We start from the raw sequence: 25204 nt of genomic DNA, 5'->3' as shown, positions 1-25204 counted from the left end.
CGGTCTCGGTCGATCCCGCGCTCTCCCCACCACGCAACGCCGTCGAACGCCGCTTCCGGAGAACCAGGACGTGGCGAGGCCCGGCCACACGACAGGACGAGTCACCAGAGAGCTGCGAGGCCGGGTGACGCCCGCGCGCGGTGATCACGTGGTTGACGACCCCGAACCCCACCACACGACCCGAACCCCGCACAGCCCCAGCGGTCGGTCACGGCCGCAGCCGGTCCCGCAGCGCCCGCGCCACCCGACCCATCAGCGCCTCGGCCTCCGGCTGGGCGGAGGCCGCCACCCGCGACTCGGTCAGCGCCGCGACGACGAACGCCCGCCCGTCGTCGTGCTCGACGACCCCGGCCTCGTGCCGCAGGTTCAGCAGCGTGCCGGTCTTGGACGACCACGTCGACGAGTCGGACGTGAAGTCCGGTGCCAGCCGCTGCCGCAGGACGTTGTGCGCCAACAGGTCCCGGACCCGCGCCGCCACGCCGGGGTCGACCCTCGTCGGCGCCCACAGCTCCTGGAGCAGGTCGGCGAACGCCCGCGCGGTGCCCGAACTGGCGCGGCTCACGTCGAGCTGCGGCACCGGGTGCCCGCGGCCCGCCGTGCGCGCGCCGATGGCGAGCGTGTGGGCCAGGTGCACCTCGGCCGGGTCGAAGCGCTCGGCCGGGGTGTCGGTGAGGTCGCTGATCGGGTGCCGCACCGTGATCCCGCGCAGCCCCAGCGCGCGCAGCCGGCGGCCCACCTCGGCGGGCGGTGTCAGGGCGAACAGCGCGTCGGCGGCGGCCCCGTCGCTGATCGACGTGCTCAGGTAGACCAGGTCCTCCACGGCGACCGAGGCCGGGTGCCGGAACCTGCTCAGCCCCGGCGGCCCCGCCACGTCGGGGTTCCCCGGCCGCACCGCGACCTGCTCGGCGCCGTCCAGCTCGCCGGTGCGGACGCGGTCGAGCGTCGCCACGGCCAGCGGCACCTTCACCAGTGACGCCAGCGGGAACTCCACGTCGGGGTCGATGCCGACCTCGTCGCCGGTGTGCAGGTCGCGCACCAGGAACGAGCCGCGCAGGCCGCCGTCGTCGAGTTCCTCGCGCAGCGCGGTGACGAGGCTGTCGTCGTTCACGCCACCCCCTCCGCGCCGAGGCACCGCGCGACCGGGCCCGCGAGGGTGGTGCGGATGCGGTCGGCGTCGTCGCCGATGGCGGCGGTGGCGTCGTAGCCGCGGGCCAGGACGAGGCCGCCCACCGGGCGCCAGTGCAGGTCCAGCTCGTCGGCCTGGGCCGCCGGGCACAGCAGCAGGTCGGTCGACCCGAGCACCTCGGCCACGGCCGACGTCAGCGAGCCCGCCACCGCGACCTGCGACGGCCGCAGGCCGAGGGCGTCCCGCGCCCGCACGATCCGGTCCCGCACGTGCGGCACGTCGTCCTCCGGTTGCAGCCACACCCGCCGCGCCGCCCGCCCGCCCCGACCGGGCCGCAGCGTGTCCAGGTACACCGTCGCCGCCTCCACCGGCCGCGCGCTCGCCACGCCCAGCGGCACCGACCACGTGCCCTCCTCGGCGGGCACCGCCGTCAGCGCCACCCGCACCTCCTGGTTGCGGACCAGTTCGGCCCGCTCGGCCGGTGCGGCGGGCCGCAGGTCCAGCACGACGCCGCGGGCCCGCGCGTCGGCGTCCAGCCTGGCCAGCGTCCTGGTGCCGCACGAGTCGGGCACCGCCAGCCGCAGCGGGCGCCGTCCCGCGCGCCGCGCGTCGTGCTCCAGCGCCTCGGCCGCCTGCACCACGCGCTTCGCGGCGGGCAGCACGTCCAGCCCGAACGGGGTCAGCTTCGCGCGCCGGGGCGCCCGGTCGAACAGCCGTCCGCCGAGGGCCTCCTCCAGCGCGGCGATCCGGCGGCTCGCCACCGACTGCGGGATCCGCGCCGCCGCCGCGCCGAGCGTGAAGCTGCCGCGCTCGCTCACGCTGACGAACGCCCTGCACGCTCCGACCAGGTCCACGACCACAGCTTATGACGGAAACGCATCAAACTGGTCATCCTCGTCTTCGACGGCATGGCTCCGCGGTGGTGAGACTGCTCCCGACAGTCCGAACCACCACGAGGGGGAACTCCGGTGATGAACGACCTGGCACGCCGCGTGCTCGCGGCGGCGCTCGCCGCGACCGCGCTGACCGCCTGCTCCACGGCCGAGGGCGCGGCACCCGCGACGTCGTCGGCCACCACGACCACCACCGACCGCTCGGCCGCCGACTTCGCGGAGCTGGAGAAGGCGTTCGACGCGCGGCTGGGCGTCTACGCGATCGACACCGGCACCGGTCGCGAGGTGGCGCACCGCGACGGCGAGCGCTTCGCCTACGCGTCCACGCACAAGGCCCTGTCCACGGCGGCCGTGCTCCGGGCCAACACGCTGCCCGAACTGGAGGAGGTGGTCACCTACACCGCGGCCGACCTGGTGGCCAACTCGCCGGTCACCGAGAAGCACGTGGACACCGGCATGACGCTGCGCGAGGTCGCCGACGCGGCGATCCGGTACAGCGACAACACCGCCGCGAACCTGCTGTTCCGCGAACTGGGCGGTCCGGCGGCGCTGGGCGAGGCCCTGCGGGCGATCGGCGACACCACCACGCACGTCGACCGGCTGGAGACCGAGCTGAACGACACGGCCCCCGGCGACGTCCGGGACACCAGCACGCCCCGCGCGCTCGCCACGAGCCTGCGCGCCGTGGCCGTGGACGACGTGCTGCCCGCCGAGAAGCGCGAGGTGCTGGTGGACCTGCTGCGCCGCAACACCACCGGTGACAAGACGATCCGGGCGGGGGTGCCCGACGGGTGGGTCGTCGGCGACAAGACCGGCAGCGCCGCCTACGGCACGCGCAACGACATCGCCGTCGTCTGGCCGCCCGGCCGGGCCCCGGTCGTGCTGGCCGTGCTGACCGACCGGGACACCGTCGACGCCACGCGCGACGACGTGCTCCTGGCCCGTGCCACCGAGGTCGTCGTGGACGCGCTGGGCCTGGCGTAGCGGCGCCCGCGCCGGTCGGGCCCACCGGCCCACCGGCGCGGGTCGTCGGCGCGAGGTCGGCTCACCGGTGGGTGAGGACGTGCGCCACGACGGCCTCGGCGATGTCCGCCAGCGGCAGCACCCGGTGCACGAGGCTCGTGTCGATGGCGGCGGCGGGCATGCCGAAGTGCGCCGAGCTGGCCTCGTCCTGCGCGAACACGGTGCCGCCGCAGTGGGAGATGGCGCGGATGCCCGCCTGGGCGTCGGTGCCCCGCCCGGTGAGCACGACGGCGAGCGCGCGAGGGCCGCAGGTGACCGCCAGCGTGGCCAGGAGGAGGTCCGCCGACGGGCGGGCCGGGGGCAGCGCGCCGGAGTCGATCAGGCCGAGGCGGGCCTCGGAGGTGACCAGCAGGTGCCGGGCCGGTGGTGCCACCAGCACCGTCCCCCGTCGCAGTTCGTCGCGGTCGTGGGCCGCACGGACCTCCAGCGCGGTGCGCTCGTCGAGGATCCGCGCCAGGTAGCTCGGGTGTTCGGGGCTCTGGTGCTGGACCACGAGGAGCGCGGCGGGGAGGTCGGCGGGCAGCGGCCCCAGCGCCGCGGACAGCGCGGCCAGGCCACCGGCCGAGGCGACCAGCGCCACGACGGGGAAGGTGAGCGCGTAGGGGTCGGACCGGACGCTCATCGCGGTCCGCTCCCCGGTGCGCACCGGATCGTCCTGCTGTGCGTCATGGGGCCATCATCCCGCAGACCGCGGCCGGGTCGGACCCACCGCGCTGGGTCCACAAGCGACGCCGTCGCGCACGGTCCCGAGCGACCACGGGGCCGCGGTGGACCGGTGCGGGTTTACCCGCTCGCCGGATGGGGAATTCCCCGGGAGAACCGTTGCCGCACAAAAGGACGGAACAGCTCATGGGACTCGACGACAAGATCGACGCCAAGGCCGAGGAGCTCAAGGGCCACGCCAAGGAGGGCGTCGGTCGCGCGACCGACGACGAGCAGCTCGAGGCCGAGGGCAAGGGCGACCAGGCCAAGGGCAACCTGAAGCAGGCGGCCGAGAAGGTCAAGGACGTCTTCAAGAGCTGACGTCCCGACCCAGGCCGACACCACCTCGAACGTCCGGAGGGCTACCAGTGGACAGCACGGCACCACGAGCGTTGAGCAGGCCGAGGAACAACCGCAAGATCGCGGGCGTGTGCGCGGGGCTCGCCGAGCGGTGGGGCATGGGGGCGGGCACGGTCCGGCTGCTGTTCGTGCTGTCCTGCCTGCTGCCCGGACCGCAGTTCGTCGTCTACCTCGCGCTGTGGGCCGTCCTGCCCTCGCGCTGAACGACCGGGGGACCACCCCCGCGGCACCACCGGCCCCGGACCTCGTCCGGGGCCGGTCCCGTGTCCGCCGAACCTCGCTGAACCGCGGTGGAACCCCGCTGAACCCCGACGCGCGCACCCTCTGCCCAGACGTGGCCACCAGGCCACCGGGACGAGAGGGGAACCGTGACCACCACCGCATCCCAGCCCGCGGTCGGGGTGACCGGGCTGCGCAAGGCCTTCGGCGACCACGTGGTGCTCGACGGCATCGACCTGGAGGTCGAGGCGGGAACCGTCTTCGCACTGCTCGGTCCCAACGGCGCGGGCAAGACCACCGCGATCCGGATCCTGTCCACGCTGATCGGCGCCGACGGCGGCGAGGTGAGCGTCGCGGGCCACGACCTGGCCGCGAACCCCGACGGCGTCCGCTCCGCGATCGGCGTCACCGGCCAGTTCTCGGCGGTGGACGACCTGCTCACCGGCGAGGAGAACCTGGTCCTGATGGCGGACCTCCGCCACCTCGGCCGGGTGGAGGGCAGGCGGCGCACCGCCGAGCTGCTCGCCCGGTTCGACCTCGTCGAGGCCGCGCGGAAGCGGGTCGCGACCTACTCCGGCGGCATGCGCAGGCGGCTCGACCTCGCGATGACGCTGGTCGGCGACCCGAGGGTCATCTTCCTCGACGAGCCGACCACCGGTCTCGACCCGCGCAGCCGCCGCACGACGTGGCAGGCCGTCCGCGAACTCGTCGCCGACGGCGCCACCGTCCTCCTGACGACGCAGTACCTGGAGGAGGCCGACGAGCTGGCCGACCGGATCGCCGTCCTCGACCGCGGCAGGGTGGTCGCCGAGGGCACCCCGGCCGAGCTGAAGCGCCGGGTGCCCGGCGGGCACGTCCGCCTGCGGTTCCCGGACACCGCCGGTCTCGCAGCGGCGTCCGCGCTGCTCGGCGGGGTGGTCCGCGACGAGGGCGAACCGGTCCTCCAGGTCGTGGGCGACGGCGGTGCGGGCTCGCTGCGCGACCTGCTCGACCGGCTGGACCGCGCCGGGATCGACGTCGCCGAGCTGTCCATCCACACACCGGACCTCGACGACGTGTTCCTCGCCCTCACCACCCGGTCCACCCCCGAGCAGGAGGGCGCCCGATGACCACGACCTCCCACGCCGTGACCGACTCGGCGACGATGCTGCGCCGCAACCTGCGGCACGTCCTGCGCTTCCCCGACGTGCTGGTCATGTCCCTCGGGCTGCCCGTCATCCTGCTGCTGCTCTTCGTCGGGGTGTTCGGCAGCGCGCTCGGCGCGGGCCTCGGCGGCGCCGCGCGCGGCGGCGACTACGTCGACTACCTCGTGCCGGGGATCATCACCATGTCCGTGGGGTACGGGGCCACGACGACGGCGCTCGCGGTCAACAAGGACATGACCGAGGGCGTCATCGCCAGGTTCCGCACCATGGCGATCTTCCGCCCGGCGGTCCTGGTGGGCCACGTGGTCGCCGCCGCCGTCCGGACGATGGTGAGCACGGGCCTCGTCATCGCGGTCTCGCTGCTGCTGGGGTTCCGGCCCGCCGCGGGGCCCGCGGGGTGGTTCGCGGCCATCGGCGTGCTCGCGCTGCTGGTCCTCGCGCTCACCTGGCTGGCGGTCGCGATCGGCCTCGCGGCCCGCAACGCGGAGGGCGTCAGCCTCTTCACCCTCCTCGTCCAGGTGCTGCCGTTCACCAGCAGCGCGTTCGTGCCGCCGGACTCGATGTCGGGGGTGCTGCGCTGGTTCGCGGAGAACGAGCCGTTCACCCCCGTCATCGACACGATGCGGGGGCTGCTGCTGGGCACGCCGGTCGGTGGCAGCGCGGTCGCCGCGGTCGCGTGGTGCACCGGTCTCGCGGTGGCCGGGTTCCTCTGGGCGACGGCCCTGTTCAGGCGTGATCCGACGCGGTAGCCGGGGTTCCCAGGACCGCGAGGACGGCCTCCGCCAGGTCGCTGTCGTCGAGGCGGGCGTAGGTGGACACCGCGTCCTCGTACGCCCGCCGGTCGGCCCGCCGCGCGGCCCGCCGCGCGCGGGCGGGGGACATGGTGGGCTGGAACCCGCACGGGAAGCGGAGGCGCTCGGCCAGCGCGACCATCCGCGCTCCCGCCGCCGCGGCCCGCTCGTCGCCCGAGCGCTCGGCGAGGTCGAGCCGCACGACGGCCAGCGCCAGCAGCACCGCGCCGTGGGCCGGGAACTCCGCGAAGGGCATCGCCGACACCCCGGCCCGCCGGTCGAGCAGCGCCACCAGCGCGTGCGGCAGCCGGTCGACGACGTCCGCCACCCGATCGGCCGCGCCGCCGTAGGCGTGGGCGACCACGGCGGCGGACTGGACCTCCAGCGGCCACGGCTCCTCGTCGGCGGGCACGTCCAGCAGACCCGTGGTCCTGAGCCGGTCGACCGCGCGGCGCCACAGGTCCAGCCCGGCCTCGGCGTCGCCCCGTGCCAGTGCGATCTCGGCGCGGGCGCCGCGGTCGAACATCAGCACGTCGAGGGTGTCGTCCTCGCCGTCGAGCACCGCCTGCTCCAGCCAGCGCTCCGCCTCGTCGAAGGAGCCGCACTGGAGGTTGGCGAGCACCAGCGCCCACCGCACGCGGGCCGCGCTGGTGCTCGTGCCCAGGTGCTCCAGCACGGGCAGCATGGCCGTGAAGTGCTGCCTGGCCTCGTCGCCGCGGTCGAGCCTCAGGCACAGCTCGCCGATCCGGGAGTGGGCGACGGCCCGCAGCCAGGGCGTGTCCGCGTGCTCGAACGCCGCGAGCATCCGCCTCGCCGAGACCAGCGCCGCGTCGAGGTGGTTGGCCTGCTCCCGCGCGTAGCTGGCGGTGCTGTCGGCCATCCCGGCCACCAGGCGGTTCCCGTGCTCGCCGAGCGACTCCGCGGTGGCGCCGCCGTCGACCGTCGCGCGCAGCACGGCCTCCACCGCGCGGACGGGCGTGGTCGGAGCGACCGGTGGCAGGCGGCGGAGGACGAACAGGGCGCGCAGCGGGCTCGGGCCGCGGGCGAGGAGGTAGGCGGTCAGCGCGCTCAGCACCGCGGCCGTCCTGGTCACCTCCACGAACTCCGGGTCGGGGCGGAAGTGCGAGAGCACCCGCAGCGGGTCGCCGGTCAGCGTCGCCATGCGGGTCAGGTTGGACTCGATCGTCCACAGGCTGCCCAGCACGGCGGCCGTCGCCGCGACGGTGGGGCCGTCCTCCCGGTCGACGCCGAGGCGCAGCGCCCGCACGAGGTTGTCCTGCTCGGGCCGGATCAGCCGGAGGCCGCGGGAGAGGTCGGCCCCGAGCAGCGACTCGTGGTGGGCGAGGCCGAAGTCGCGGGCCCAGCCGAGGAAGCGGTCGGTCGCCGCGTCCGCCCCACCGGCCTCGTGGAGGCGGGCGGCGCTGAACTCGCGCACCGTCTCCAACATCCGGAAGCGCGCGTCCGTCCCGTCGTCCGACACCGCGAGCAGCGACTGGTCGACGAGCCGCTCCAGCACCGGCACGGCGTCCCCGCCGAGCACGGAGCGCGCGGCGTCCGCGCCGAAACCGCCGGGGAACACCGACAGCGCGCGCATCGCGGCCCGCGCGGCGGGGTCGAGCAGCGCCCAGCTCCAGTCGATGACGGCGTGCAGCGTGCGGTGCCGCTCCGGGGAGTCCCGCGCCCCGCCGCGCAGCAGGCCGAGCCGGTCGTCCAAGCGGCGCGCGACCTCGGTGACCGACATGACCCGCACGCGGGCCGCCGCCAGCTCCACGGCGAGCGGCAGCCCGTCCAGGTGCCCGCACAGCTCCCGCACCACCGCGTCCGGCAGGTCGACTCCGGGCCGCACCGCCCTCGCGCGCTGCCGGAACAGCTCGACCGCCGTGGACGGGCTCAGCGCGGGCAGCGGGTACACCGACTCCGACGACAGGCCGAGCGGGGCGCGGCCGGTGGTGAGCACGCGGACGTCCTCGGTCGCGGCCACCAGCGCCCGCACGAGTTCGGCGGCCCCGCGCACGACGTGCTCGCAGTTGTCCAGCACCAGCAGCACCGGGCCGCCGCCGAGCGCGGTCACGACGGCGGCGACGTCCCGCCCGGCGGTGGGCCGACCGAGCTGGCCGAGCCCCGACTCGCCGCCGCCGAGGACGGCCGCGACCTCCGCGACGACGTCGCTCTCGGCCGTGACGCCCGCGAGCGCGACGAAGTGCACGACCCGCTGCTCCGCCCGACGGCTGACGGCGTGCGCGAGGCGGGTCTTGCCCAGCCCGCCCGCTCCGACGATCGACGTGACGCGGGACGTGCGCAGCAGGCCGGTCACGGCGGCGATGTCGGCCTCGCGGCCGAGCAGCGGGTTGGGGTCGTGCGGCACGCGGTGCCGGACCGCGGGGGCGTCACCGCGCAGGAGCCGCTCGTGCACGGCCCGCAGCTCGGGACCGGGGTCGCTGCCCAGCTCCTCGCGCAGCGCCCGCCGGTACGTCTCGTACCTGGCCAGCGCCGTGGACGGCCCGAGCGTCTCCGCCTCGCAGCGCAGCAGCTCGGCCAGCACCTCCTCGTCGCGCGGGCGTTCGCGGGCGAGGTCGGTGAGGGGGTGGGCCGCCTCGGCGCGGCGACCCAGCCTGGCCAGCGCGAGCGCGCGGGACCGCACCAGCGACCGGAAGGTCGACGCCCGCTCCGCGCGCAGGTCGGACAGCGGGTCGTGGCGGTCGGCGTCCCAGGCCGCGGGCCCGTCCCACAGCGCGAGCCCGGCCTCGGCGTGGTCGAGGGCCGAGGAGTGGTCGCCGGTCCGGGCGTGCCGGGCGCTCGCGGCGGCCCTGAGCAGGATGGCGGAGGCGTCGACCTGGTCCTCGCCCAGCGCGAGCCGGTAGCCGACGGGGGTGGTGACGATGACCTCGGACCCCAGCCGCGCGCGGGCGTGGGAGACGAGGACCTGGAGGGCCTTGGGCGGGTTCTCCGGCCGCTCGTCCGGCCAGAGCCCCTCCACGAGCCGGGCCGTCCCGCAGCCCGAGCGCAGGTCGCCCGCGAGGAGCGCGAGCAGTCCGCGCAGCCGCGGCCTCGTGATCTCCTCGCCGCGGTAGGCCACCCGTGACAGCAGGGCCAGCTCAGTGGTCACCGGACCAGGGTAGTCAGCAGGGCCGGGCACGGGGACAACCCGGACGGCCCAGCGCGAGCACACGATCCGGGACTGTCCCGGACCGAGCACGACGACCGACAATCGGACCATGCCGCGAGAAGCCACAGAGGACGGTCCACCCAGCGTTCTGGTCGTGGGAGCCGGGATGTCCGGTCTGGCCGCCGCGCGAGCGCTGCGGGAACTCGGTCACCCCGTGACCGTCCTGGAGGCGCGCGACCGCCTCGGCGGTCGGATCTGGACCGACGAGCACGGGGTCGACCTCGGCGCGCACTGGATCCACGGCACGGACGGCAACCCGATCACCGAACTGGTCGAGGACCTCGGCATCCCGCACAGCTACGTGGGCGGCGACAGCGCCTACACGGGAGGGTTCGACAGCCTGGACCTGTTCGGCGCCGACGGCCGCGCGGCGGGCCACCGGCACAAGCGCCGCACCCTGGAACTGGCCGACGACGTGCTGCACGAGCTGGAGCGCCGCGCCGACACCGCGCGCCGGGGCGAGCACCCGGACATCCCGCTCGGCGAGGCCGTCCGCCAGGTCCTCGCCGAGCGCGGGCTGTCGGAGGAGGACGCGCAGGCGGTCCGCTACCACCTCAACGTGATCCTGCGCGAGGACGTCGGCGAGGACGCCGACAAGCTGTCGCTGAAGTACTGGGAGGACGGCTACCTGGTCTACGGCTACGGCGACAGCACCCTGTGCCACGGCTACCGGTCGGTGGTGGACGCCGTCGCCGAGGGGCTGGACGTCCGGCCGCGGCACGTGGTCACGCGGATCGACACCGGGGCCCGGCCCGTGCGGGTCACGACCGACCGCGGTGTCTTCGAGGCGGACAAGGTGCTGGTGACCGTGCCCCTCGGGGTGCTCAAGGCCGGGTCGGTGCGCTTCGAGCCGCCGCTGCCCGAGGCCAAGCGCTCGGCCATCGCCCGGCTGGGCTTCGGCACCCTCAACAAGATCGCCCTGCACTACCGGGAACCGTTCTGGCCGAGGGACCAGTACGTCTTCGGCTACCTGTGCCGCGACACCGACCGCTACCCGACCGTGGTCATCAGCATGTGGAAGTCCCACGGCAAGCCGATCCTGGTGATGCTGCTGGGCGGCTCCCTCGGCCGCGAGGTGGAGACGTGGTCCGAGGAGGACGTCTCCACCTACGCCACGACGGTCGTGCGGGACGTCTTCGGCGCCGACGCGCCCGCGCCCGAGCACGTCTCTCGCACCGCGTGGTCCACCGACCCCCACTCCCTCGGCTCGTACACGTGCATCGGTGTCGGCTCCTCGGCCAAGGACCTCGGCACGCTCGCCGAACCGGTCGGCGACCGGCTGTTCTTCGCCGGTGAGGCCACCAACCCCCACCACTGGGGCTGCGTGCACAGCGCCTACGAGTCCGGCAGGCGCGAGGCCGCGCGGATCAGCGGGGACGAGACCCTCCACGTCCCGCCGGGCACCGGCACGTCCCGCCGCCGGACGCGCGACACCGACCGGACGCTGCGCTTCGCGCGGATGCGGATGACGCACCTCTCCGAGCGCGAGCTGGCCGAGCGGGTGGCGTGCCTGCGGGAGGCCGTCGACCCGCACGGGGTGCGGCTGCTGGCCCCGCTGGTCGACGCGGAACTCGACACGCTGGCCTCGATGTTCGACGAGATCCCCTACGGCGCGGGCGATTCCCTCTGCCGGGAGGACGACGAGGCCAACGGGGTCTTCCTCGTCACGAGCGGGCGGGTCGAGGTCGACTTCGGCGGCGTCTACGACCGCGCGGTGCTGGGCCGCGGCGCCCTGCTCGGCCACCACGACCTGTTCTTCAACGCCCGCACGACGTCGGTCACGGCGCTCACGGACGACGTGGTGGTGTACTACCTGGACCACTACCGGTACCGGAGCTTCCTGCACGCCTTCCCCGACGTCCTGATGCTGATGATGACCGACGTGGTCACGCGGTGGGAGCGGCTGGAGACCGCGCTGGGCTCCGCGCCGCTGCCCGGCGCCCAGCGGGGGACGGCCACCGTCACCGGTGCCGGCTCGACGGCCTCCCGCCCGGCGTGAGCCGCGGCGTGGCGGTACCCGTGCCGAGGACAGCGGCACGCCCCGCCGGTACCGTCGCGGCCATGCCCGCTGACCAGGACAACCCGCTCGGCGCCTTCCTCCGTGCGAGCCGCGCGCGGCTGGACCCCGCCGACGCGGGACTCGTCGGCGCGGGCGGCAGCCGTCGGGTGGCGGGCCTGCGCCGGGAGGAGGTGGCGGTCCTGGCCGGGGTGAGCGCGGACTACTACGCCCGGCTCGAACAGGGCCGGGAGCGCAACCCGTCGGCGCAGGTGCTGGCGGCGATCGGCCGGGCGCTCCGGCTGCGCGCGGACGCCGAGGAGCACCTGTACCGGCTCGCGGGGCTGACCCCCCGCCTCGGCCAGGACAGCCCCCTCGCCCTCGTGCACCCGTCGCTGCTCCAGCTCCTGGAGGCGTTCCCGACGTCGGCCGCCTACGTGCTGGGCCCGTCGTTCGACGTGCTGGCCGCCAACACCGTCGCCACCGCCCTGCTGGCGCCCTTCGAGGGCACCGCCAACGTGGTGCGGGTGCTGTTCCAGCACCCGGTGGCGCGGTCGGTGTTCGTCGAGTGGTCGACGGTCGTCCGCGCCACGGTGTTCGCGCTGAGGCTCAACGCGGGCCGGTTCCCGAACGACCGCGAGATCTCCGAGCTGGTCGACGACCTGCTGGAGGCCTCACCGGAGTTCCGGGAGCTGTGGGAGGACCAGTCCGTCGGCGGGCTGACCCGCGCGTTCAAGGTGTTCGCGCACCCCGTGGTCGGTCGTGTCGACCTGACCTACCAGACCTTCGACGTGCACGACGCGCCCGGCCAGCAGCTCCTCGTCGGCACCGCGGAACCGGGCAGCCGCAGCGCGGAGGCGCTGTCCCGCCTGGTCTCCCAGCACGCGGGGAGCTGACGCGCCGCGGTCAGGGGGCGGTGGGCGGGTTGTCCTCGGCCAGCGCCAGCGCGTGCCGGTGGACGGCGTCGCGCACCGCGTCCGGTGACAGCACGCGGAACGGCGTGCCGAGCTGGAGCAGCCGCCGTGCGAGCGACTCGGGGTCCACGCCGCCGATCGTGACGACCGTGCCCCCGGCCCCGTCGGCCTCGCACGTGCCCGCCGTCGGCGGGACCAGACGGCGCGCCTGGTCGGGCGACCGCGCCAGCGCCACCCGCGCGTACACCGGGTAGTCGCTGGTGAGCACGCGCGCCACCATCTCCGCCGCGTCCGGCGGTGTGCCGAGCTCGACCGCCTGCCCGGTCGACCTGGCGTCGGCCACGCGGTCGGCGCGGAACGTCCGCCACCGTCCTCTCGCGACGTCGAGCGCCACGAGGTACCAGCGGTGGCCGGTGAACACCAGCCGGTGCGGGTCGACCTCCCGGACCGTCTCGCGCCCCTGCCGGTCGCGGTAGGACAGTCGCACGCGCTCACCCCGGCGGCAGGCGCTGGCCAGCGCGGCCAGCAGTCGCGAGGACAGCGGCTGCTCACCGGGACCGGAGGTGTGCTCGACGGCCGTGTCCATCCCGGCGAGCCGGGCCGCGACACCCGACGGCAGCAGCCTGCTCAGCTTCAGCAGCGCCGACAGCACCGCCTGGTCGCCGCCCAGCACGCCGGTCCGCGCGGCTTCGCGCAGGGCGACGGCGACGGCCAGCGACTCCTCGTCGTCGAGCACCAGCGGGAGGGCGCTGCGCCCCACACCGAGCCGGTACCCGCCCCACGGACCGGGATCGGACTCGATGCCGTACCCGAGTTCGCGCAGCCGCGCCACGTCGCGCCGGACCGTGCGCTCGGTGACCTCCATGCGCTCCGCGAGCGCCCCCGCCGTCCACGACGGACGCGACGACAGCAGGGAGATCAGCCGGAGCAGACGGGCGGAGGTGCTGATCACACCTGCGGATGGTAGGGCACGACCCGGACAGAACCTGTCCGGATCTCGCCCTAGCGTCCCCGGTGACCGCAAGCGCTGAACGGAGGAACGGGACTGATGAACGGACACCTGCTTGTCTACGGGGCCACCGGCTACACCGGGCGGCTGATCGCCCACCGGGCGAAGGAGGTCGGCCTCGACCTCACCGTCGCGGGCCGCGACGCCGCGCGGGTCACGGCGCTCGCCGAGGAACTCGGCGTGCCCGCCGCGGTGTTCCCCGTGGACGACGAGGAGGCGCTGCTCGCCGGGCTGGCCGGGATCGCGGTGGTGCTCAACGCGGCGGGCCCCTTCGACCGCACCGCGGGCCCCGTGATGCGGGCCGCCGTCCGCGCGGGCGTGCACTACCTCGACACCACCGCCGAGTACGCCGTCTTCGCGCTCGCGGAGTCCCTCGGTGACGCCGCCGAGGCGGCGGGGGTGATGCTCCTGCCCGGCGCCGGGTGGGACGTCGTGCCCAGCGACGGCCTCGCCGCCCACACCGCGCGCCGCGTGCCCCGCCCGCGCACGCTCAAGATCGGCCTCAAGCTCTACCGGGGACCCGACCCGGACGAGGTGTTCGCGGGCGGGTCGATGTTCTCGCGCGGGTCGCTCGCCAGCAACGGCTCGATCGGTGAGCTGGGCGCGCTCGTGCGGGCCGACGGCCGCATCACGGCGCTGCCCGAGCCGACCACGGCCCTCCTCGACTACGGCGACGGCCCGGAGAGCTCCGTGCTGCTGCCCATGGGGGACCTCGTCACGGCGTGGCGCTCGACCGGGGTGCCGAACATCGAGGTGTACTTCGAGAACGGCCGGGCGCTGCCCGCCCCCTCAGGCGACCTGGCGGACCTGCCGGACGGCCCCACCGAGCGGCAGCGCGCGCTGGGCAGGAGCCGGGTCGCGGTCGAGGTCACCGACCACGACGGCACCGTGGTGCGGTCGTTCGCCGACACCCCCACCGGCTACGGCTTCACCCGGCTGTCGACCGTCGAGATCGCCCGCCGGGTGCTCGCCGGGGACGTCAGGCCGGGCTTCCAGACGCCCGCATCCGCCTACGGTCCGGAAATCGTCACCGCCATCGCGGACAGCCGGATCGTCGACCTGTGAAGGAGAGCACCACGACCGGGCACCACGGGGAACTCGCGGCGGCGAAGGACCGCGCACTGCGGGTGCGCGCGCTCTACGAGCGGCTGGAGGAGCACCTCAACGGCAAGACGTGGACGCTGCACGAACTCGTGCTGGGCTTCGGCAACGACGTCGGCTGCATCGGCAGGCTGCTGCTCGCCCACGAGGGGACCCGGGCCGTCCCCGGCGATCCCACGGCCGAGCTGGAGCACAAGCTCGCCGAGAGCGTCTGGTGGAGCTTCGTGCTGGCCGACCGCCTGGGCATCGACCTGGACCGCGCCTACGGGGAGACCATGTCCCGCATCGAACGCGACCTGGAGCGGCGCGTCCGGGAGATCCCGCGAGCGCCGGTGTGAGCACGAGCGCCGGACGGCCGTCGTCGTGTGCGGTGGGGCAGGCCCGCGGGCGTTCGCGGCGGTGGTCACCGGATCGTCGCCCGGTCCGCTCGGTCCGCTCGGTCCGCCCGGTCCGCCCGGTCCGCCCGGTCTGCTCGGTCTGCTCGGTCTGCTCGGTCTGCTCGGTCTGCCCGGTCTGCCCGGTCCGCCCGGTCCGCCCGGCGCGAGGACGCAGCCGTGTCCGAGGTGCGCCGCTCCGGGTGCCGCACCCACCCCCGGCGTCGGGTCGGGTTGTTCGGCGTCCCGTTCCGCACCTCCGCCGCCCGACCGTGAACAACCGGGCGGCGCTAGGGATGACCCCAGCGCGGCGACTGGTCGGCAGTCGCCGGACTTCCCGATCAGGGGGTTCTCATGGACGTCAAGCGGACGACTCTCCTCGCGGCGGGTGCGATCCTGCTGCTGGCCACCGGGGGGCACGCGGCGAGCGCGTCGGCTCCGGCGGGCCGCGTCGAGGGGGCCGCCGTGCCGTTGGCGGGGTGCGAGGTCACCTTCGTCCCGGACGTCGGCAGCGAGGTCGGGCGGACCTGCCTGACGCCCGCCACCCGCACCGGTCCGGCGGTGGCGGCGGAGGCCTGCTCGTTCGCCTACTACGAGAACGGCCCGTACGGCTCGCCCGAGTGGGACGCGGGCTGGTCGGTGTGCGTCACCGGCGGTCCCGGCACCCACTACGTGCCGCTGGACCTCAACGACCAGGCCAGCTCGTGGGACTCGTGCGCGAGCGGCACGTTCTTCGCCGGCCAGCCGGACACCGACCCCCGCCAGGGGATGCCGGGGTTCAGCCGCGGCAACTTCCCGTGGGGTGCCGTGCCCAACGACTCGCTGTCCTCGGCCTACGTGAACCGGACCTGCTGACCCGGCGCACGACTCCCCGGAGGGGAAGGACATGTCCCGATCCACCGCACTCGTCGCGGCGGCGGCGCTGGTCGCCACCGCCGCGACCGGCGTCACCACCGCCCGTGCCGAAATTCGGCAGACCACCACCCTCTCCCCGGCCCAGCCCGTCGCCCTGGTGGCGGGGCAGGGCGCGGGCGACGTCAACCGCACCGCCGAGCGCTTCACCGTCCACGCCACCGACCTGGGGATCATGTGGCGGGACAGCCGGGGGCGGGTCGCGACCGCGTTCGGCGACACCTACGGCGCGGACTGGACGGGACCGGGCGCGGGCGGTCCGGCGGACTGGCGCTTCAACACCCTGGCCCACTCCACCGACACCGACCTCACCGACGGCATGACCATCGACTCCATGGTCACCGACCGGCCCGGTCACGCGCGGCAGGTCCTGCCCGCCGACCCCTCCGTGCCGGAGGTGACCGTGATCCCGACGGCGGGCTTCAGCGACGGCTCGCGCGACTACCTGCACTACATGTCCGTGCGGGAGTGGGGACCCGGCGAAGGGCAGTGGCGCACCAACTACGCCGGGATCGCCCACTCCGACGACGGCGGCCGGACCTGGGTGAAGTCCACCTCCGCCCGCTGGCCCGACAGCGGCGGAGGAGGCCGGTTCCAGCTCGGCGCGTTCGCCGAGCGGGACGGGTACGCCTACCTCTTCGGCACGCCGAGCGGCAGGTTCGGCAACGCCCACGTCGCCCGCGTCGCCAAGGCGCGCGTCCTCGACACCGCCGCGTACGAGTACTGGACCGCGGCCGGGTGGCGGGTCGGCGCGGTGGACAGCTCGCTGCCGGTCATGTCGGGCCCGGTGGGCGAGCTTTCCGTGCTGTACAACGGCTACCTGGGCCGGTGGGTCGCGCTGCACCTCGACCTCACCCGGCGGGCGGTCGTGCTGCGCACCGCCACCGAGCCCACCGGCCCGTGGACCGGCGGCCAGGTCGTGGCCCACGACGGCGACTTCCCCGGCCTGTACGGCTCGTACCTGCACCCGGCGAGCGCCGACGGCCCCGACCTCTACTTCGCGATGTCCCAGTGGGGGCCCTACCACGTGCGCCTGATGCGGCTGCGGCTCGGTGACGTCGCGCTGGACCCCAACCTGCTGCACGACGGCGGTTTCGAGAACCGGCCGCCCGGCGCGGGTCCGGCGCCGTGGCGGGTCACCGGCCGCGGCGGGATCGACTACGACGGCCAGTCCCACTCGGGCACGAACAACGGGTGGGTGCGGCCCGGATCGGGGTGGAACGACCTGTTCCAGCCGATCGTGGTGCAGCCGGGGCGGCGGTACCGGTTGACCGCGTTCGTGCGTGGTTCGGCGGGGTTCTTGGGTGTGCGGCGGCCGTTCGGGCAGGGGGTGGTGGTGGAGCGGTCGTTCGGTGAGCTGTCGGGGTACACGTGGTTGAGCGTGGACTTCGCGGTTGGGGTTGAGGTGGATCTGGAGGTGTTCGTGGGTGGTTGGTCGGTTGCGGGGCGGGATTTGCGGGTGTTGGTGGATGACGTGGTGCTCGGTCCGCCGTGATGCCGGTTGGGTCCGGTGTGGACGGTTCAGTCCCTGATCGCGGCGACGGCCTCGTGGTACAGGGCCGGGAACGGGGTGGTGCCCCCGGTGGCGACCCACACCTCCCGCGCCGCGTCCAGGCACGCGAGTGCCGCCGCGACGATGGCCGTGGCGCGGATGTCCGGGCCGTCGGCGGTGCCCATCCTCCGCTGGAGGACGGGGACGAGGGCGCGTTGCCAGGCCGCGTGCTTCTGGGCGTGGCGGGCGCGCAGGGACGGTGTGGTGAACACGAGCTTGGCGATGGCGAACGCGCGGTCCTCGGGGAAGCGGGACGACGGCAGGGCGGACGCCGCCCTTTCCAGCGCCGTCCACGGGTCCTCGTCGCTCGGGCGGGCGGCCAGCGCTTCGGCGAACAGCGGGCCGAGGGTGTCGGCGTCGCCCAGCACGATGTCCTCCTTCGTCCCGAAGTAGCGGAAGAAGGAGCGCCTGGAGATCCCCGCCGAGGCCACCACCTGGTCGATCGTCGTCTCCTCGAACCCCTGGGCGAGGAACAGGTCGAGGGCGACGTCGGTCACCTGGGAGTGCACGAGGGCGCGGGTCTTGTCCCACAGGGTCGGCACGGGCGGTGGCTGGGGCACGGCCGACAGGCTACCGGACGCGCCAGGTTGGCACCGAGTGCCAGCCTGGCGTAGCGTGCCGTCATCGACGTGAGGAGACGACATGACGGACCACGAGTCGGCCGACACGACCGCGGGCCGGGTGCGCGGATCGGTCCGCGACGGCGTCGCCGCGTACCTGGGTGTTCCCTACGCCGCTCCACCAGTCGGGGACCTGCGCTTCGCCGAGCCCGAACCGGCGCTCCCGTGGATCGGCGTCCGCGACGCGCTGGTGCCGGGGCCGTCCGCGCCGCAGGGGGCGCTCGCGTTCCCCGGCATCGACACGGTCCCGATCACGGGTCCGGGGTGGCGGCGCGGGGACGACTACCTGACCCTGAACGTCTGGGCCCCGGTGGGGGCCGAGCGCCGCCCGGTCCTGGTCTACGTGCACGGCGGGGGACTGGTGCTGGGCAGCAAGGACGCCGCCGTCCACGACGGTCGCGCGTTCGCCCGCGACGGCGCGGTGGTCGTCGCGGTGAACTACCGCCTCGGCGTCGAGGGCTTCGTCGCCGTGCCGGGGGCGCCGACGAACCTCGGGCTGCGCGACGTCCTGGCCGCCCTGCGGTGGGTGCGCGCCAACATCGCCGCGTTCGGGGGTGACGCGGAGAACGTGACGCTCTTCGGCGAGTCCGGGGGCGGCATCGCCGTGTCGGCCCTGGTCACCAGTCCGCTGTCGGTCGGGCTGTTCGGCAGGGCGATCGTGCAGAGCGGCCACGGCTCGGCCGTGTACCCGGTCGAGATCGCCCACCGCGTCACCCACCGGCTCGCCTCGACCCTCGGCGTCGCGCCGGACCGCGACGGGTTCCGGGCGGTCGACCCGGAGGCGCTCGTCACCGCGCTGCGGAAGGCCGCCCGGCCGGGCGCGGTGTCCATGCGGGACGAGTCCGGGTTCGACCCGTCGTTCGGCCTCGGGGTGGTCAACCCGGTCGTCGGGGACGACGTGCTCCCGGTCCACCCGCTCGACGCCCTGCGCGCGGGGGCGGGCCGGGAGGTCGACCTGCTGATCGGCACGACCGAGGACGAGGCGAACTCGTGGTTCGCCCCGTACCGCCTGCTCGGCGTTCCCGCGTGGGCGGCCCGCCTGGCGCTCGGGCGCCTCGTCCCCCGCGGCGGCGACCTCTTCCGCCGCTACCGCGAGGAGCACCCCGGCCTCCGGGGAGGCGAGGTGCTCTCGCGCGTCCTCGGCGACCTGTCGTTCCGCCTGCCCGCCCGGCGGTACGCGGCGGCCCACCGGGGCCGCACCCACTTCTTCGAGTTCGACTGGCGCTCACCGGCCTCCCGCGGGCGCCTCGGGGCCGCCCACGGCGTGGACCTCGGCTTCGTGTTCGACACGCTGCCCTCGGTCTCCGGCCCGCGCGGCATGGTGGGGGAGGACCCGCCGCAGGCGCTGGCCGACCACGTCCACCGGACCTGGCTCCGTTTCGCCACCGACGGCACCGCCGACTGGCCGGAGTACTCCGACGCCGCGCCCGCGGTCTCGCGGCTGTTCGAGGGGCGCGTCGAGGTCGAACGGCCGTTGCCCGCCGCCGGGTTCCTCCCCGGATGAGTGGTCGACACGGGGCGTGACCGCACGGGCACGGGACCTCGCTGAAACGGGTTTCAGATCACACCGGGTAGATCTTCCGACCCCCTCGTCTGCCGCTTAGCTTAGGCAAGGCTAAGCACACTTCGCGCCGTGGTGGGAGCGTCACCTCCACCGACCGGACGCGTGGGGTGCGGCACCGCCGCCGGTGCTCTGCCGCAGATGAGAGGGGTTCTTCCCGTGCGTTCACGCCGTTTCCTGGCCGGGGCCGTCGCCGCCGCGCTGGTCCTCAGCGCCTGTTCGTCCCCGAGCGGGGACGGCGGGGGTGAGGCCGGCGCGGGGCAGACCCCCGCCGCGGACTCGTTCCCGGTCACGGTCGAGCACGCGCTCGGGAAGACGACGATCAGCAAGAAGCCCGAGCGCATCGCCACGGTCGCCTGGGCCAACCACGAGGTGCCGCTCGCGCTGGGCATCGTGCCCGTGGGGATGGCCAAGGCCAACTTCGGCGACGACGACACCGACGGCCTGCTGCCGTGGGTCTCGGCGAAGCTGAAGGAGCTGGGCGCCCCGACGCCGGTCCTGTTCGACGAGACCGACGGCATCGACTTCGAGGCGGTGTCCGACACCCGCCCCGACGTCATCCTGGCCCCGTACTCCGGGCTCACGCAGGAGGAGTACACGACGCTGAGCGAGATCGCCCCCGTCGTCGCCTACCCCAAGGCCGCCTGGGCGACCCCGTGGCGGGAGAGCATCACCCTGAGCAGCAAGGCGATCGGCCGGTCCGCCGACGGCCAGAAGATGATCTCCGACATCGAGGGGCGGATCGGTGCCGTCAAGGCGAAGTACCCGCAGCTCCAGGGCAAGTCGACGATGTTCATGACGCACTTCGACACCACGGACCTGAGCCAGGTCGGCTTCTACACCACGCACGACACCCGCGCGGAGTTCTTCCTCGACCTCGGCATGACCACGCCCGGCAGCATCGCCACCGCCTCGGCGTCCACCGACAAGTTCGCCCTCCAGCAGAGCGCGGAGCAGATCGACGCCTTCGACGACGTCGACATCGTCGTCGGCTACGGCGACGAGCAGGTGGGCCGCACGCTCGCCGCCGACCCGCTGCTGTCCAAGATGCGGGCCGTGGCCGACGGCGCCGTGGTGATGCTGTCCGGCAGCTCGCCCGCCGGGACCGCCGCCAACCCGACGCCGATGTCCGTGTCGTGGGTGCTGGACGACTACGCGGGCAAGCTCGCGGCCGCCGCCGACAAGGTCAAGTGACCACGTCGACGGACCGGGGAGAGGACCGGGGTGCCGCCACCGCGCGGCACCCCGGTCGCGTCCGGACCTCCTGGCTGCTCCTCGGGCTCGCCGCCCTGCTCGTGTCCGCGGTCGCGTCGGTGGTGGCGGGCGCGCGCGACGTCGGCCTGGACGACGTCCTCGCGGGCCTCACCGGCACGCGGGACACGCTGGCGCAGGCCGCCGTCTCGCAGCGCGTCCCGCGCACGGTGCTGGCCGTGCTGGTCGGCGCGTCCCTGGGCGTGGCCGGAGCGGTGATGCAGGGCGTGACCCGCAACCCGCTGGCCGACCCCGGCATCCTCGGGGTGAACACGGGCGCCTCGCTCGCCGTCGTGACCGGCATGGTCTCCTTCGGCCTGGTCGGCGAGACCGCCCACGTCTGGGTCGCCATCGGCGGTGCCGCGACGGCCGCGGTGTTCGTCTACGCCGTCGGCTCCCTCGGCCGCGGTGGACCCACGCCGCTCAAGCTCGCCCTCGCGGGCGCGGTCACCTCGGCGGCGCTCACGTCGATGATCAGCGCGGTCGTGCTCGCGCGCAACGACATCTCCGAGACGTTCCGGTCCTGGTACGTCGGCGGGGTCGGCGGCGCGTCGTTCGGCCGGATCTCGCTGGTGCTGCCGTTCCTCGCGGTCGGCGCGGTCCTGTGCCTGGTCACCGCGCGCGGGCTGAACTCGCTGGCGCTGGGCGACGACCTGGCCGCCGGTCTCGGTGAACGGGTCGCGCTCACCCGGCTCAGCGCCTCGGTCGGGGCGGTGGTGCTGTGCGGCGCGGCCACCGCGGCGGCAGGCCCCATCGGGTTCGTCGGCCTGGTCGTCCCGCACCTGTTCAGGCTGCTGATCGGGGTCGACCACCGCTGGCTGCTGCCGTTCTCCGCGCTCGGCGGCGCGGTGCTGCTCACCTCGGCCGACGTCGTCGGCCGCCTGGTGACCCGGCCGGAGGAGATCGACGTCGGCATCATCACCGCGCTCGTCGGAGCGCCGTTCTTCATCTGGATCGTCCGACGGCAGAAGGTCCGTGCCCTGTGAGCGCCACCGTCGACCTCGTCGCGCGCACCAGGACCCGCCGGTCCCGGCGCCGCCGCACCGTGATCGCGCTGCTCGGCGCGCTGGTCCTCGCGGCCGTCGCGACCTCGCTCATGGTCGGCCAGCGGTTCTACCCGCCCGCCGACGTGATCGCCGTCGTCCTCGGCGAGCAGGTGCCGGGGGCGTCGTTCACCGTGGGCAGGCTGCGGCTGCCGCGCGCCGTGCTGGCCACGCTCGTCGGGCTCTGCTTCGGCATCGGCGGCGTGACCTTCCAGACGATGCTGCGCAACCCGCTGGCCAGCCCGGACGTCATCGGCATCAGCGCGGGCGCGAGCGCCGCCGCCGCGTTCGCGATCGTCTCGCTCTCGCTGTCCGGCGCCGCCGTGGAGGTGTTCGCCATCGCCGCCGGGCTGGGCGTCGCGCTGCTCGTCTACCTCCTGTCCTACCGGGGCGGCGTCGCGGGCACCCGGCTCGTCCTCATCGGCATCGGCATGGCCGCGATGCTCACCAGCGCCATCAACTGGGTGCTCGACGGCGCGGGCAACTGGGACCTCCAGCAGGCGCTGCGGTGGCTCACCGGCAGCCTCAACGGCGTCGCCTGGTCCGACGTCGTCCCCGTCCTGTGCGCCGCGGTCGTCCTCGGCCCGGTGCTGCTCGCCCAGACCCGCCGACTGGCCACCACGCAGCTCGGCGACGACGCTGCCTCGGCGCTCGGCGTGCGCCTCGACCTCACCAGGATCGTCGTGATCGTCTCCGCGGTCGGCCTGATCTCGTTCGCGACGGCGGCCACCGGGCCGATCGCGTTCGTGGCGTTCCTGTCCGGACCGATCGCCGCCAGGCTCGTCGGACCGAGCGGGTCGCTGATGATCCCGGCGGCCCTGGTCGGCGCGCTGCTGGTGCTGGTGGCGGACTTCAGCGGCCAGTTCCTGCTCGGCGCGCGCTACCCGGTCGGCGTCGTCACCGGCGTGCTGGGAGCGCCGTACCTGATCTACCTCATCGTCCGCACCAACCGGGCCGGAGGCTCGCTGTGACCACCACCCACACCCTCGCGGTGGAGGAGCTGACCATCGGCTACGGCGACCGCGCGGTCATCACCTCGCTGGACCTGGTGATCCCGCCCGGCGAGATCACCGCGATCGTCGGCGCGAACGCCTGCGGCAAGTCGACCCTGCTGCGCTCGATGTCCCGGCTGCTGGCCCCGAAGGCGGGCCGGGTGCTGCTCGACGGCAAGCTGGTGCACCGCACCCCGGCCAAGGTACTGGCCAGGACGATGGGCCTGCTCCCGCAGTCGCCGCTGGCCCCCGAGGGCATCACCGTCACCGAGCTGGTGGGCCGGGGCCGCCACCCGCACCAGGGCGTCCTGTCGCGGTGGCGCCGGGAGGACGACGTCGCCGTGGCCGCCGCGCTGGACGCGACCTCGACGGCCGACCTGGCCGACCGCTCCGTCGACGAGCTGTCGGGTGGCCAGCGCCAGCGCGTCTGGATCGCGATGGTGCTCGCCCAGCAGACCGACCTGCTGCTGCTCGACGAGCCGACCACGTTCCTGGACGTGAGCCACCAGATCGAGGTCCTCGACCTGCTGACCGACCTCAACCGCGACCGCGGGACGACCATCGTGATGGTGCTGCACGACCTCAACCTGGCCGCGCGCTACGCCGACCACCTCGTCGCGCTGGCCGACGGTGGCCTGCACGCGGCGGGCACCGCCGAGGAGGTGCTGACGGCGGAGGGCGTGCGCGCCGCGTTCGGCCTGGAGTGCCGGATCATCGTCGACCCGGTCTCGGGCAGGCCGCTCATGCTCCCGGTGGGCAAGCACCACGTCAGCCCGCGGTGACGAAGCCCTCGTCCCGGACGTACACGTAGCCGACGCTCGCCTGGTCCGCGGCGCACTGCTCGGTCGCGCACGTGGCGTTGTCCTCGCGCTCGGCGTTCCAGAACAGCCGCAGCGGGACCGTGCCGGGCCGGGGGGAGCTGTACACGAAGCCCTCGTCGCGGAGGAACGTGTAGCCCACCACGGCCTGCTCGTCCACGCACGCCTGGGTGCCGCAGGTGACGACGTCGCCGCGGGCCTCGTTCCAGAAGCTCTTCAGCGGCACCGCGCCGTCCTCGGGGGACACCAGGACCCGGCCCTGCACCCCCGCGAGGCCGTACCCGCCGCGCTCGCGGACGAGGCAGTTCTCGTCCGCGCAGGTCGCGTTGTCCTGGAGGTCGCCGTTCCAGTAGAGCCGCAGCTCCTTCAGGGCCGGGGGCTCGGCCGTGGTGGTGGTCGTGGGGGAGGAGGACTTCGCCGAGGTCGTGGTCGACGTGGTACCGGCCGTGGTGGTGGTCGTGCCCGCGGTGGTGCTCCGCGACGCCCCACCCGTGTCGCCGCTCGCGCTCCCGGACAGCGGCCACTTCTGCCAGACGACCGCCCCGCCCGCCACCAGCGCGACGACGGCGGCGCTCGCGGCGACCACCACACCCCACCGAGGGCCCCGGCGCGCGGGCGGCGGCGGTGCCTCGCCCCCGTGCTGGACCTGGGCGCGCTCGACCGCGGCGTAGACCGAGGTGGGCTGCGGCCGGGGCACGGCCACGCGGATCGTCTGCTCCTCCAGGGGAACGGACCCCGGCCCGGCGGGCAGGAAGCGGGAGACGGCGGCGCGCTGGTCGTCGATCAGCCGGTGGACGGCGGGCAGCCAGGGCCGCACCGACGGCGGGACCGGGTGCGCCAGGTCGAGGACCTGCTCCGGTCGCGGCCGTCTCCTCGGGTCCTTCTCCAGGCACCGCTCCACGATGTGCCGCACCCGCGGCGGGAGCGCCGAGAGGTCGGTGCGGACGCTCACCACGTTGTTCAGCGTCTGGAGCGTGGACGCGCCGGTGAACGGGCTCCGGCCCGTGCACGCGGCGGCGAGCACCGCGCCGAGGGAGAACACGTCGCTCGCCGGACCGAGCGTGCCGTCCTCGATCTGCTCCGGCGACATGAACCCCGGCGAGCCGACCATCGAGCCCGCGTGGGTGAGGTTGTTGCCGGGGTCGTCCACGGCCTTGGCGATGCCGAAGTCGATCACGCGGAGGCCGTCGTCGGTCAGCAGGACGTTGGAGGGCTTGAGGTCCCGGTGCACCAGGCCGACCCGGTGGATCTCCATCAGCGCCGTCGCGAGCCCGGCCGCCAGGCGCAGCGCGGACTCCTCCGACAGCGGCCCGGTCGCCGCCACGGCGTCGTGCAGCGAGGGGCCGGGCACGAACACCGACGCCAGCCAGGGGATCTCGGCCTCCGCGTCGGCCTCGACGACCGCGGCGGTGTAGGCCCCGGAGACCTTCCTGGACGCCTCGACCTCGCGGCTGAAGCGGACGCGGAACCCCTCGTCCCCGACGAGCCCGACGTGGATCAGCTTGACCGCGACCAGCCGCCCGTCCGGACCGGAACCCAGCAGCACGCGGCCCATGCCGCCCCGGCCCAGCTCTGCCAGGATCCGGTACCGACCGATCGCGGTCGGGTCGGACGCACCGAGCGGCTTCACGGCAAT

The 25204-nt window shown here is 74.7% G+C and carries 23 protein-coding genes; 16 read left to right on the top strand and 7 right to left on the bottom strand.

Annotation, left to right across the window (positions count from 1 at the left end):
* Positions 1 to 208 precede the first annotated feature (208 nt).
* The gene (locus VFZ92_RS25410) at positions 209 to 1108 is read right to left on the bottom strand and encodes a serine hydrolase (RefSeq protein WP_330878539.1); all 900 of its coding nucleotides are present in this window, start codon (positions 1106 to 1108) and stop codon (positions 209 to 211) included.
* Positions 1105 to 1980, bottom strand: coding sequence for a LysR family transcriptional regulator (locus tag VFZ92_RS25405; protein ID WP_330878538.1), 876 nt, complete (start codon positions 1978 to 1980; stop codon positions 1105 to 1107). Before VFZ92_RS25405 ends, VFZ92_RS25410 begins: the two co-directional genes overlap by 4 nt.
* Before the next feature lie 117 nt (positions 1981 to 2097).
* On the opposite strand from VFZ92_RS25405, the gene bla reads away from it, so the two are divergent.
* Entirely contained in the window at positions 2098 to 3003 is a 906-nt protein-coding gene (gene bla / locus VFZ92_RS25400) for a class A beta-lactamase (RefSeq protein WP_330878537.1), read from the top strand.
* 61 nt (positions 3004 to 3064) lie between these two features.
* Here the strand turns inward: bla and VFZ92_RS25395 are convergent, their stop codons facing one another.
* Positions 3065 to 3664, bottom strand: coding sequence for a chemotaxis protein CheB (locus tag VFZ92_RS25395; RefSeq protein ID WP_330878536.1), 600 nt, complete (start codon positions 3662 to 3664; stop codon positions 3065 to 3067).
* 227 nt (positions 3665 to 3891) lie between these two features.
* On the opposite strand from VFZ92_RS25395, the gene VFZ92_RS25390 reads away from it, so the two are divergent.
* The 4 genes from VFZ92_RS25390 (at position 3892) to VFZ92_RS25375 (ending at position 6217) form a co-directional block, all read left to right on the top strand.
* Entirely contained in the window at positions 3892 to 4065 is a 174-nt protein-coding gene (locus VFZ92_RS25390) for a CsbD family protein (protein WP_330878535.1), read from the top strand.
* Positions 4066 to 4136: 71 nt separating this feature from the next.
* Complete coding sequence (locus tag VFZ92_RS25385; protein ID WP_330878534.1) at positions 4137 to 4307, top strand: PspC domain-containing protein; 171 nt, start codon at positions 4137 to 4139, stop codon at positions 4305 to 4307.
* A gap of 165 nt (positions 4308 to 4472) precedes the next feature.
* On the top strand, positions 4473 to 5432 hold the full coding sequence (locus VFZ92_RS25380; RefSeq protein ID WP_330878533.1) for an ATP-binding cassette domain-containing protein: 960 nt from the start codon (positions 4473 to 4475) through the stop codon (positions 5430 to 5432).
* Positions 5429 to 6217, top strand: a complete 789-nt coding sequence (locus VFZ92_RS25375; RefSeq protein WP_330878532.1) for an ABC transporter permease — start codon at positions 5429 to 5431, stop codon at positions 6215 to 6217. Before VFZ92_RS25380 ends, VFZ92_RS25375 begins: the two co-directional genes overlap by 4 nt.
* Here the strand turns inward: VFZ92_RS25375 and VFZ92_RS25370 are convergent.
* Complete coding sequence (locus VFZ92_RS25370; RefSeq protein WP_330878531.1) at positions 6195 to 9365, bottom strand: ATP-binding protein; 3171 nt, start codon at positions 9363 to 9365, stop codon at positions 6195 to 6197. The two genes, VFZ92_RS25375 and VFZ92_RS25370, sit on opposite strands and share 23 nt — an antisense overlap.
* A gap of 109 nt (positions 9366 to 9474) precedes the next feature.
* Between VFZ92_RS25370 and VFZ92_RS25365 the strand changes: the two genes are divergently transcribed.
* Complete coding sequence (locus VFZ92_RS25365) at positions 9475 to 11424, top strand: FAD-dependent oxidoreductase (RefSeq protein WP_330878530.1); 1950 nt, start codon at positions 9475 to 9477, stop codon at positions 11422 to 11424.
* A gap of 62 nt (positions 11425 to 11486) precedes the next feature.
* Entirely contained in the window at positions 11487 to 12317 is an 831-nt protein-coding gene (locus VFZ92_RS25360) for a helix-turn-helix transcriptional regulator (protein WP_330878529.1), read from the top strand.
* A 10-nt stretch (positions 12318 to 12327) separates the two neighbouring features.
* Here the strand turns inward: VFZ92_RS25360 and VFZ92_RS25355 are convergent, their stop codons facing one another.
* Entirely contained in the window at positions 12328 to 13287 is a 960-nt protein-coding gene (locus tag VFZ92_RS25355) for a YafY family protein (protein WP_330878528.1), read from the bottom strand.
* Between the two features lie 96 nt (positions 13288 to 13383).
* Here VFZ92_RS25355 and VFZ92_RS25350 point away from each other — a divergent pair, with 96 nt between their 5' ends.
* The 4 genes from VFZ92_RS25350 to VFZ92_RS25335 all read left to right on the top strand — a co-directional run bounded on the left by VFZ92_RS25350 (position 13384) and on the right by VFZ92_RS25335 (position 17226).
* On the top strand, positions 13384 to 14409 hold the full coding sequence (locus tag VFZ92_RS25350) for a saccharopine dehydrogenase family protein (RefSeq protein ID WP_330878527.1): 1026 nt from the start codon (positions 13384 to 13386) through the stop codon (positions 14407 to 14409).
* Positions 14406 to 14783 carry a hypothetical protein gene (locus tag VFZ92_RS25345; protein ID WP_330878526.1) on the top strand — a complete coding sequence of 126 codons (378 nt, stop codon included), beginning with the start codon at positions 14406 to 14408 and terminating at the stop codon, positions 14781 to 14783. Before VFZ92_RS25350 ends, VFZ92_RS25345 begins: the two co-directional genes overlap by 4 nt.
* Before the next feature lie 390 nt (positions 14784 to 15173).
* The gene (locus tag VFZ92_RS25340; protein ID WP_330878525.1) at positions 15174 to 15674 is read left to right on the top strand and encodes a hypothetical protein; all 501 of its coding nucleotides are present in this window, start codon (positions 15174 to 15176) and stop codon (positions 15672 to 15674) included.
* Between the two features lie 31 nt (positions 15675 to 15705).
* Entirely contained in the window at positions 15706 to 17226 is a 1521-nt protein-coding gene (locus VFZ92_RS25335) for a DUF4185 domain-containing protein (protein ID WP_330878524.1), read from the top strand.
* Positions 17227 to 17252: 26 nt separating this feature from the next.
* Here VFZ92_RS25335 and VFZ92_RS25330 read toward each other — a convergent pair whose 3' ends face one another.
* The gene (locus VFZ92_RS25330) at positions 17253 to 17843 is read right to left on the bottom strand and encodes a helix-turn-helix domain-containing protein (protein WP_330878523.1); all 591 of its coding nucleotides are present in this window, start codon (positions 17841 to 17843) and stop codon (positions 17253 to 17255) included.
* A gap of 82 nt (positions 17844 to 17925) precedes the next feature.
* Between VFZ92_RS25330 and VFZ92_RS25325 the strand changes: the two genes are divergently transcribed.
* The 5 genes from VFZ92_RS25325 (at position 17926) to VFZ92_RS25305 (ending at position 23532) form a co-directional block, all read left to right on the top strand.
* Positions 17926 to 19407, top strand: a complete 1482-nt coding sequence (locus tag VFZ92_RS25325) for a carboxylesterase/lipase family protein (RefSeq protein WP_330878522.1) — start codon at positions 17926 to 17928, stop codon at positions 19405 to 19407.
* Positions 19408 to 19623: 216 nt separating this feature from the next.
* Positions 19624 to 20658, top strand: coding sequence for an iron-siderophore ABC transporter substrate-binding protein (locus tag VFZ92_RS25320; protein WP_330878521.1), 1035 nt, complete (start codon positions 19624 to 19626; stop codon positions 20656 to 20658).
* Entirely contained in the window at positions 20655 to 21701 is a 1047-nt protein-coding gene (locus VFZ92_RS25315) for an iron ABC transporter permease (protein WP_330878520.1), read from the top strand. The genes VFZ92_RS25320 and VFZ92_RS25315 overlap by 4 nt, the downstream gene beginning before the upstream one ends.
* On the top strand, positions 21698 to 22729 hold the full coding sequence (locus tag VFZ92_RS25310) for a FecCD family ABC transporter permease (RefSeq protein WP_330878519.1): 1032 nt from the start codon (positions 21698 to 21700) through the stop codon (positions 22727 to 22729). Before VFZ92_RS25315 ends, VFZ92_RS25310 begins: the two co-directional genes overlap by 4 nt.
* Positions 22726 to 23532 (top strand): ABC transporter ATP-binding protein, encoded by an 807-nt coding sequence (locus VFZ92_RS25305; protein WP_330878518.1) that lies wholly within the window; start codon positions 22726 to 22728, stop codon positions 23530 to 23532. Before VFZ92_RS25310 ends, VFZ92_RS25305 begins: the two co-directional genes overlap by 4 nt.
* On the opposite strand, the gene VFZ92_RS25300 is transcribed toward VFZ92_RS25305, so the two are convergent.
* Positions 23519 to 25198 carry a serine/threonine-protein kinase gene (locus tag VFZ92_RS25300; RefSeq protein ID WP_330878517.1) on the bottom strand — a complete coding sequence of 560 codons (1680 nt, stop codon included), beginning with the start codon at positions 25196 to 25198 and terminating at the stop codon, positions 23519 to 23521. The two genes, VFZ92_RS25305 and VFZ92_RS25300, sit on opposite strands and share 14 nt — an antisense overlap.
* Between the last annotated feature and the right edge of the window lie 6 nt (positions 25199 to 25204).

The organism is Umezawaea sp. (assembly GCF_036375055.1).
In the GTDB taxonomy this organism is placed as follows: domain Bacteria; phylum Actinomycetota; class Actinomycetes; order Mycobacteriales; family Pseudonocardiaceae; genus Umezawaea.
Note: the sequence above shows the minus strand (reverse complement) of the source record. Positions and strands in the feature narration are given on the sequence as shown.